Source organism: Kitasatospora sp. NPDC059577, assembly GCF_042735475.1.
Classification (GTDB): domain Bacteria; phylum Actinomycetota; class Actinomycetes; order Streptomycetales; family Streptomycetaceae; genus Kitasatospora.
Genome location: NZ_JBHWBZ010000018.1, coordinates 75,717 through 83,933, shown reverse-complemented (window position 1 = coordinate 83,933; position 8,217 = coordinate 75,717). Strand labels below are relative to the sequence as shown.

The following is an 8,217-nucleotide window of genomic DNA, read 5'->3' as shown; positions in this document are numbered from 1 at the left end:
GCCGCGGCGCCGCGGCGGGCGCACAGGGTCAGCCCCCCCCCGCGCCCCGCCGCCCGCCCGGCGGCGGGGCGGGGGGGGGCGCCGCGGCCCCCCCCCCCCCCCCCCCCCGGGCCAGGTAGTCGACGGCCGGGGCGTGCACGGGCAGGCCGAGCACGGGCGGGCACCAGCGCCGTACGGCGAGGCCGAGCGCGCTGTCGAAGGGCGAGCAGCCCGGCGCGGGTGGCCGGTCCGACTCGGTGAGCAGCGCGGCCAGGGCGTCGTCGGCGAGGTCGGCCGCCACCACGCTGTGGCAGTGGTGGTCGACCAGCGCGGGCGCCTCCGGCCGGGGCACCGGTCAGTACCGCCAGCGGGTGGCCGCGGCCAACTCCTCGGGCGTCACGGACGCGTACTGCTCCGCCTCGGCCCGGCGCACCGCCAGCACCGCCTGGTACAGCGGCTCGCCGAGCGCCTCGCGCAGCACCGCCGAGCGCTCGTAGGCGGCCAGCGCCCCGGCCGGGCCGTCCGGCAGCCGGGGGACCGTGCCGGGCTCGGCCGCCGCCGGGTCCCCGGTGAACTCCGGTGGCAGCGCCCGGCGCTGGTCCAGCCCGGCGAGACCGGCCGCGATCACCGCGCCGACGGCCAGGTACGGGTTGGCGCTCGCGTCGAAGCACTTGACCTCGGCGTTGGCCGCTGCGGCCCGCTCCCCGGTGGAGCCGGTCACCAGGCGCAGCGCGGCCTCGCGGTTCTCCAGGCCCCAGCACTGGTAGGCGCCGGCCCAGTTCGAGGGCACCAGCCGCAGGTACCCGGCCGGGCTGGAGCAGCCCAGCACCAGCAGTTCGGGCAGGGCGTCGAGCACCCCGGCGAGGAAGCCCTCGGCCTCGGCCGTCAGGCCGTGCGGCCCGGAGCCGCCGTGGCCGAGGTTGCGCCCGTCCCTCCAGAGGCTGAGGTGCAGGTGGCCGCCGTTGCCGACCGCGCCCGCCTCGACCACCGGCGCGAAGGAGACCCGCAGGCCGTGCCGGGCGGAGACGGCCCGCACGGTGTGCCGGACCAGGACGGAGGTGTCCGCGGCGCCGACCGGGCCCTCGGGGGCGACCGACACCTCGAACTGGCCCGGGGAGTACTCGGGGTGGATCTGCAGGACGTCCAGTCCCTGCTCGGCGAGGGCGCGCAGGACGTCCCGCAGGTAGTCGGAGAGGTCGGTGAGCCGGTGCATCCCGTAGGCGGGGCCGTGCGTCGGGTACCGCGGCTCCTCCTGCGGGGAGCCGGCGAGGGCCACCACCCACTCGACCTCGATGCCGGCCTTGAGGCCCAGCCCGCGCGCGGCCGCCGCGGCCTCGGCCCGGCGGGCGAACAGCCGCTGGCAGCCGGGGTGCGGGGCGCCGCTCTGGGTGTACCTGTCCGCCGGGGCCCAGGCCCAGCCGGGCTGGGCGGCCAGCGGGACGGCCCGTTCCAGGTCGGGGTAGAGCCTGAGGTCCCCGGTGGGGCCGCCGATGACCGGGCTGGTGGTGACCGTGTCGTCGGCGAGGAAGACGTCGAAGCAGGGTGCGGCGCCGATGCCCCACTGCGCGGCGTGCGACAGGCCGCCGAGCGGCACCGCCTTGACCCGGGTGATGCCCGCGTTGTCCACCCAGGTGACGGCCACCGCGTCGACGGCGGCCGTGCGCAGCCGGTCGGCGGCCTCCTGGGCCTGCTCGGCCCGCTCGGCGCGCGGGGGCAGCGCGACGGCCGCGACGGGGCCGAACGACCCGGCCGCACCGGCCGGGTGGACGGGGCCGGGCGCGGTGGGGCCGGCGGCGGTTCCGATGGTCATGTCACCATGCTGCCCCGCCGGTCGGGCCCGCGTAACTCCCCTATCGGGTGGTCCAAACGGAGGCCCGTCCACCCGTTCACCCGTTCGGGGAGAACCGGGCCGTCAGGTCCCCCGCGGTGATCCGTTCCAGGGCGTCCGGGGCCGCGTCCGTCGGGCCCGGGTAGAGCCGGTAGAGCGTCCCGTGCGCCCCGGCCGGGACCGGCACGTCGGCGTGCACCAGGGCCGCGAACGCCCGTGCGCCGGTGAGGCGTTCGGCGATCAGCCGGGCGGTGTCGTCCGGCGGCTGCTCGGTGCGCCGGTCGCTCTCGTGGCGCCCGCGCAGGCGCGCCGCGAAGTCGGCCACCGGCTCGTCCGCGCCCCGGTGGTAGACACCCAGTCCGAGGCCCGTCCGGTCGCGGACCAGCACCTCGTCGCTGCCGGTCGCGGCGGCGGCGCAGGCGAGGTCCCAGAGGGTGGCCCTGGCGCCGGGGGCGAAGTGCGTCAGGACGTCCCGGGCCAGCGAGCCGATCCGGGCGTGGTGCCGGTCGAGGTTGTGGAACCCGGCGTGGGAGCCGGCGTTGAGGTCGGTCCAGGTGTAGCTGCGGGTCCGGAGGTCGACGATCATCGGCACGCAGATCCTGGCGTCCCCGGCGAGGTCCAGCCTTTGCCGGACGCTCTTGGGGTGGAAGCTGCCGGTGCGCTGCCGGGCCGCCTCGGACGGGGTCAGGGCCATGAAGCCGGCGAAGGCGTCGGTGAGGTCCTCGAACGGGACGTCGTTGTAGCTGAACACCACCACCACGGCGTACCGGGCACCCGCCTCCCCCAGCGCCGGCAGGTCGAGGTCGACGAACTCGGTGGCGCCGTGCGGCGGCGGAGCGGTGGTGAAGTCCCCGGAGTGGACGGCGGCACGCGGGCCGAGGACCAGCCGGGTGTAGTCGCACAGGCCGGTGAACTGCCACTCCTCGTCGTAGAAGGCGACCGACAGGTCGAGGTCGACCCGCTGGTGCGGGCGCTGCATCCAGTGCACGAACAGCCGCAGCAGCTGCCCGTCCGGGATCCGCTGCACGCTGCCGCGCGGCACGGCCACCAGGGTCCTGGCACTGGCGCGCTCGGCGAAGGGCACGACCAGGTCGGCCAGCGCGGCGTCCAGGACGGCCACCTCGTAGCGGCCCTCCTCCCGTGCCGACCGCTCGGCCCGGCGCAGCAGTTCGGCCTCGATCAGGGCACGGACCGGGGCGGCGAGGCCGGCCGGGACGGGCGTGCCCCAGTCGTGGCGGGCGTGCGCCGAGGCGACCCGGCCGCGCGGGAAGTACAGCCGCCGCTCGCCGTGTTCGCGCGGCGCGCGCAGCCGCCCGTACGCGCCGAGCAGCGGTCCGGGGGCGACGGCGCGCAGTGCCGCCGGCAGCGCCCCGGCGAGGTCGGCGGGCATCGGCTCGCCGGGGGACCAGGTCTCGTGCACCCGCAGCAGGTGGTGCAGCCGGCGCACCAACTCGCCCGGGCGGCGGGCCAGCAGCCGGACGGCGGTGGGCAGGTCGCCCTGCTGGAGGGCGTGTTCGACCGCGGCGGCGAAGGTCTCCACGGTCAGCCGGGTGTGGCCGCCCGGCGTCTCGCGCACCCGCAGCGGCGCGGGCGCCGCGCGCAGCTCCGGGCCGAGGCCGTGCAGGTCGAGGTCGCTCTGCCGGAGCACGGCGAAGGCGGCGGCCGCGTAGGGGAAGCGGGCGCGGTGCTCGTACGGGTGCAGCAGTTCGCCGGCCCGCAGCCAGGGCTGCCGGTGGCGGCGCAGGTCCTCGGCGAGGGTGCCGACCGGGAACGCGTCCAGGACGGCGAGCAGTTCGCGGCGCAGCGGCCGGGGCAGGTTGCGCAGCCGCAGGGTGCGGGCGGTGGCCGGCAGCAGGTCGGGTTCGGCGCCGGACCACGCCCAGATCAGCCGGAGCACGTCGGTGGCGGTGGTGAGGTGGCCGGCGAGCAGCGGGCGGGCGCGCTCCGGGTCCCGGCGCAGCAGAGCGGCCAGCACAGTGGCGCGGCTCTCCCGGACCGGGATCTCGGCGGGCAGCCAGGCGGCCGGGTCGGCCGGGGCGTGGTCGAGGAGCAGCGCGAGGTCCTCGCGGTCCTGCGGGCTCAGCGGGGTCCGGCGGCCGAGCAGGGCGGCCAGTGCGGTTCCGGCGAGCCCGGGCGCCGCGGCGGAGCGGGCCAGGCGCAGGGGCTTGAGCGCGGGGCCGGGGCGCAGGTTCGCGGCGACGACGCGGGCGCCCTTGGTGTCGGTGCGCAGGCGGCGCTCGCGTTCGAGCGGGGCGGCGCAGACCGGGCAGTGGCGGCCGCCGGAGGACTCGATCAGGTCCTCGTAGCAGTCGCCGCACAGCAGGTGGGCGCACGGGGCGAGGGCGCCGATGCCGGCGGTCAGGCTGTCGCGCTCGCAGACCAGGCAGATCTGGCTGCTCTGGCAGAGCAGGTGGCCGCGGATGATCGAGGAGTAGGAGGCGTGCGCGTGTGCGGGCACGCCCTCGGGGAAGCGGCGGAACAGCGGGGTGTGGCGGCGGTCGGCGCCGAGCGTCGCGTCGATCTCGCGCAGCAGCCGGGTGCCGGCGGCGGCGAGGTCGGCCGGGCGCAGCCGGCCGAGGGCGACGCGCAGGTCGCGGGTCAGGACGTGGCCGCGCTCGGCGAGGTCGGCCTCCAGGACGACCAGGCCGCGGGCCGTCAGCGGCTGCGGTTCCTCGGGCGGTGCCCCGGCCGCGACCAGGACCGTGCCGTGACGGCGCAGCAGGTAGGTGTCCAGTCCGGTCTCGGGCGCGTCGGCGCGCTGCTTCTTCACTGCTCTTCCCCCGGGTAGGTACGACAAAGCGGGGGCGGAGAGTGGGCGCACTCGGGTCATTTTGGAGATGAGTGAGAAGGAAGCACGCCGCGGAGCCGCCCCCGCGTCGAGCACCCTAGCGAAGGCCGGCCGCGCGCCCGAACGGTTTTCCGCCCACGCCCCCTTCCTACCGGCGAGTAGCTTCGCTACAGTGGCCGGACGCACCACCGCCGGGCTTCGGGAGCCGCACCGGCGGGAGGCTGCGGGTCGCCGCGTCTGCGGCACCCGCGCGGTGCGCTTTCACCGGCCGGTGCCGCGCACCGCGGCGGCCGGGTTTCTCCTCGTATCAGAGCCGCTTCCTTCACCTTCGAGCGCCTGAGTACCACGGCACACCTGCGCAGTTCGGCCGGAGCGGACCGGCCGCCGTCCGGGTGGGCCGCACCCCGTCATCTCCCCAAGCCCCCGCGCGTGGACCCTCCTCCGGCGGCGGCCGCCCCCGGCGTACGGGCGCGGCGGCGTGCCCGCCGGAGCACGCGCGGGCCCTTCATGACTAGGAGTCAGGACAGATGGAGCGTCCCTTCCCCACCGTCGCGGTCGTCGGCCTCGGCACGATGGGTGCCGGCGTCGCGGTGGCGGTCGCCAAGAGCGGCCGCCGGGTGATCGGCATCGAGGCCACCGAGGATTCCGCCGCCCGGGCGCTGGCCCGGATCGAGGAGGCGACCGCGCACGCGGTCGACCGTGAGCGGCTCACCGCCGACGAGCGCACCGGGCTGCTCGCCCGGATCTCCGTCGGGCACGAGCTGGCGGCAGCCGCCGGCGCGGACCTGGTGATCGAGGAGGTGCCCGAGCAGCTGGAGCTGAAGCGGGAGGTCTTCGCCGAACTGGACCGGATCTGCCCGGAGACCACCGTGCTGGCCACCGGCACCACCGCGCTCTCGGTGACCCGGATCGCCGCCGCCACCGCCCGCCCCGAACGGGTGCTGGGCCTGCACTTCTTCAACCCGGTGCACACCATGAAGCTGGTCGAGGTCGTCCGCACGGTGCTGACCTCCCCGCGGACCGCCGAGGACGCCGCCGCCTTCGCCCGGGACCTCGGCAAGGAGCCGGTGGCGGCCGGCGACCGGGCCGGCTTCGTGGTGAACGGCCTGCTGTTCGCGTACCTGAACCAGGCCGCCGCGATGTACGAGTCCAAGTACGCCTCGCGGGAGGACATCGACGCCGCGATGCGGCTCGGCTGCGGCCTGCCGATGGGCCCGCTGGCGCTGCTCGACCTGATCGGCGTCGACACCGCGCGCACCGTCCTGGAGGCGATGTACGAGCAGTCCCGGGACCGCCTGCACGCCCCCGCCCCGATCCTCGGCCAGCTGGTCTCGGCCGGGCTGCTGGGCCGCAAGACCGGCCGCGGCTTCTACACCTACGAGGCGCCGGGCTCGTCCCGCGCCGTCGACGCGGCCACCGGGCCGGCCCTGCCGAAGGTGCCGGGCCGCGAGGTCCGCACCGTCGGCGTCTGCGGCTCGGGCACCATGGCCACCGGCATCGCCGAGGTCTTCGCCAAGGCCGGGCACCCGGTGCTGCTGGCCGCCCGCAGCGCGGAGAAGGCGGACCGGGCCAAGGCGCAGCTGGCCAAGTCCCTGGAGCGCTCGGTCGCCAAGGGCCGGATGTCCGCCGAGCAGCGGGACGCCGCGCTGGCGCTGGTCACCCCGGTCGGCCAGTACGCCGAGCTGGCCGAGGTCGACCTGGTGGTCGAGGCGGTGGCCGAGGACCTGGCGGTCAAGCGGGAGCTGTTCGCCACCCTGGACAAGATCGTCAAGCCGGGCGCGGTGCTCGCCACCACCACCTCCTCGCTGCCGGTGATCAGCTGCGCGACCGCCACCACGCGGCCGCAGGACGTGATCGGCATGCACTTCTTCAACCCGGCGCCGGCCATGAAGCTGGTCGAGGTGGTCTCCACCGTGCTGACCGCCCCGGACGTCACCGCGACCGTGCTGGAGCTGACCGCCAAGGTCCGCAAGCACCCGGTGGAGTGCGGCGACCGGGCCGGCTTCATCGTCAACGCGCTGCTCTTCCCCTACCTGAACGACGCGGTGCGGATGCTGCAGGAGCACTACGCGACGGTGGACGACATCGACACCGCGATGAAGCTCGGCTGCGGCTACCCGATGGGCCCGTTCGAACTGCTGGACGTGGTCGGCCTGGACGTCTCGCTGACCATCGAGCAGGTGCTGCACCAGGAGTTCCGCGAGCCCGGCCTGGCCGCCGCGCCGCTGCTGGAGCACCTGGTCGCGGCGGGCTGCCTGGGCCGCAAGACCGGCCGCGGCTTCCGCGACCACGCGCGCCGGTGACCACCCCGCAGCCCGGTGGCGGCCCGCATCCGGCCGGCCCGCCCGCCGGGCCCCCTCCGTACGGCGGTGCGGCCCTCGGCAACGGCGCGGCGCAGCACGGGGCCCCGCCCGGGACCAGGCCCGGCTGGAGCCCGGGGACGGTGTCCTCGCGCTGGCCCCGGCCGGCCGTGACCGGCCCGGTCGCGCCGGTGCGCCGGGGAAGGCCCGCGGCCGCGCCCCCGGGGGCGTGTAGCGTTCCGGACATGGATCGGGTTCAGTCAGCCTCCCCGCAGCACCCCGCCGGTTCGCACGGCACCGACCGGACGGCCCCCTCGACCGGGGGCACCGGGCCGGAGGGTGGTCCGGGCAGCCGCCGGGCGGCCGCGCAGCGCCAGCAGATGCGCCAGGACCTGGCCACGGCCGCGATGGAGCTGTTCGCCTCGCAGGGCTACGAGGAGACCACGGTCGACCAGATCGCGGCCGCCGCCGGGGTCGCCCGGCGCACCTTCTTCCGGTACTTCCGGTCGAAGGAGGAGGCGATCTTCCCGGACCACGACGACACCCTCGTCCGGGTGGCCGACCTGCTGGCCAGCGCCGAGCCGGAGGAGCACCCGCTGGACGTGGTCTGCCGCGGCATCAAGGAGGTGCTGCGGATGTACGCCTCCACCCCGGGGGTGTCGGTCGCGCGGTACCAGCTGATCCGTCAGGTCCCCGCGTTGCGGGAGCGGGAGATCGCGGTGGTGGCCCGCTACGAGCGGCTGTTCACCCGGTACCTGCTGGGCCGGTTCGACACCGGCGAGTCCATCCCGTCCGGGTGGCAGCGCGGCGGCGAGGACGACTCGATGCTGGCCGAGGTGTCGGCGGCGGCGGTCGTCGCGGCGCACAACCACGTGCTGCGGCGCTGGCTGCGGGCCGGCGGCCGGGGGGACGTGGAGGCGCAGCTGGACCACTCCTTCGAGGTGATCCGGCGGACCTTCTGGGCCGCCAGCGCCCCGGGTGCCAGACGCCGGGGATCCGTGGTGGCACCCGGTGCCAGTGGGACGCCTGACGACCTCCTGGCCGAGAGCGCACTGAGTGCCAGCCCCGGAGGTGAGGTGCTCATCACAGTCGCCCGGACGGACGCCCCACTGGACGTCGTGGTGGACAGCATCCGGGCCGCGCTGAGCAGTGCCCGCACACCATAGGACCGGCATTTACGCAGGTCAGAGCGGTATCGAAGGGGGCGACAGCCGGGGGAGGGCGGGGGGGGGTGGGTGGAGAGCCGACCGCGGACCACCCCCGTGTGGGAGATGTGGTTGGCGACGGAGAGAGAGACAACACGGGAGATATAGATATTGGAT

At 76.2% G+C, this 8,217-nt stretch carries 5 protein-coding genes; 2 read left to right on the top strand and 3 right to left on the bottom strand.

Annotated elements, in window-relative coordinates; all coding sequences use genetic code 11:
- Positions 1–28: 28 nt before the first annotated feature.
- The 3 genes from ACFV0O_RS16990 to ACFV0O_RS16980 all read right to left on the bottom strand — a co-directional run bounded on the left by ACFV0O_RS16990 (position 29) and on the right by ACFV0O_RS16980 (position 4,577).
- Entirely contained in the window at positions 29–331 is a 303-nt protein-coding gene (locus ACFV0O_RS16990) for a hypothetical protein (RefSeq protein WP_380342046.1), read from the bottom strand.
- A gap of 3 nt (positions 332–334) precedes the next feature.
- Positions 335–1,789 carry a glutamine synthetase gene (locus ACFV0O_RS16985; protein WP_380342043.1) on the bottom strand — a complete coding sequence of 485 codons (1,455 nt, stop codon included), beginning with the start codon at positions 1,787–1,789 and terminating at the stop codon, positions 335–337.
- A gap of 76 nt (positions 1,790–1,865) precedes the next feature.
- Positions 1,866–4,577, bottom strand: coding sequence for an MXAN_6230/SCO0854 family RING domain-containing protein (locus ACFV0O_RS16980; RefSeq protein ID WP_380342040.1), 2,712 nt, complete (start codon positions 4,575–4,577; stop codon positions 1,866–1,868).
- 545 nt (positions 4,578–5,122) lie between these two features.
- Between ACFV0O_RS16980 and ACFV0O_RS16975 the strand changes: the two genes are divergently transcribed.
- Positions 5,123–6,898, top strand: a complete 1,776-nt coding sequence (locus tag ACFV0O_RS16975; protein WP_380342037.1) for a 3-hydroxyacyl-CoA dehydrogenase family protein — start codon at positions 5,123–5,125, stop codon at positions 6,896–6,898.
- A 242-nt stretch (positions 6,899–7,140) separates the two neighbouring features.
- Positions 7,141–8,061, top strand: a complete 921-nt coding sequence (locus tag ACFV0O_RS16970; protein ID WP_380342034.1) for a TetR family transcriptional regulator — start codon at positions 7,141–7,143, stop codon at positions 8,059–8,061.
- Positions 8,062–8,217: the final 156 nt, after the last annotated feature.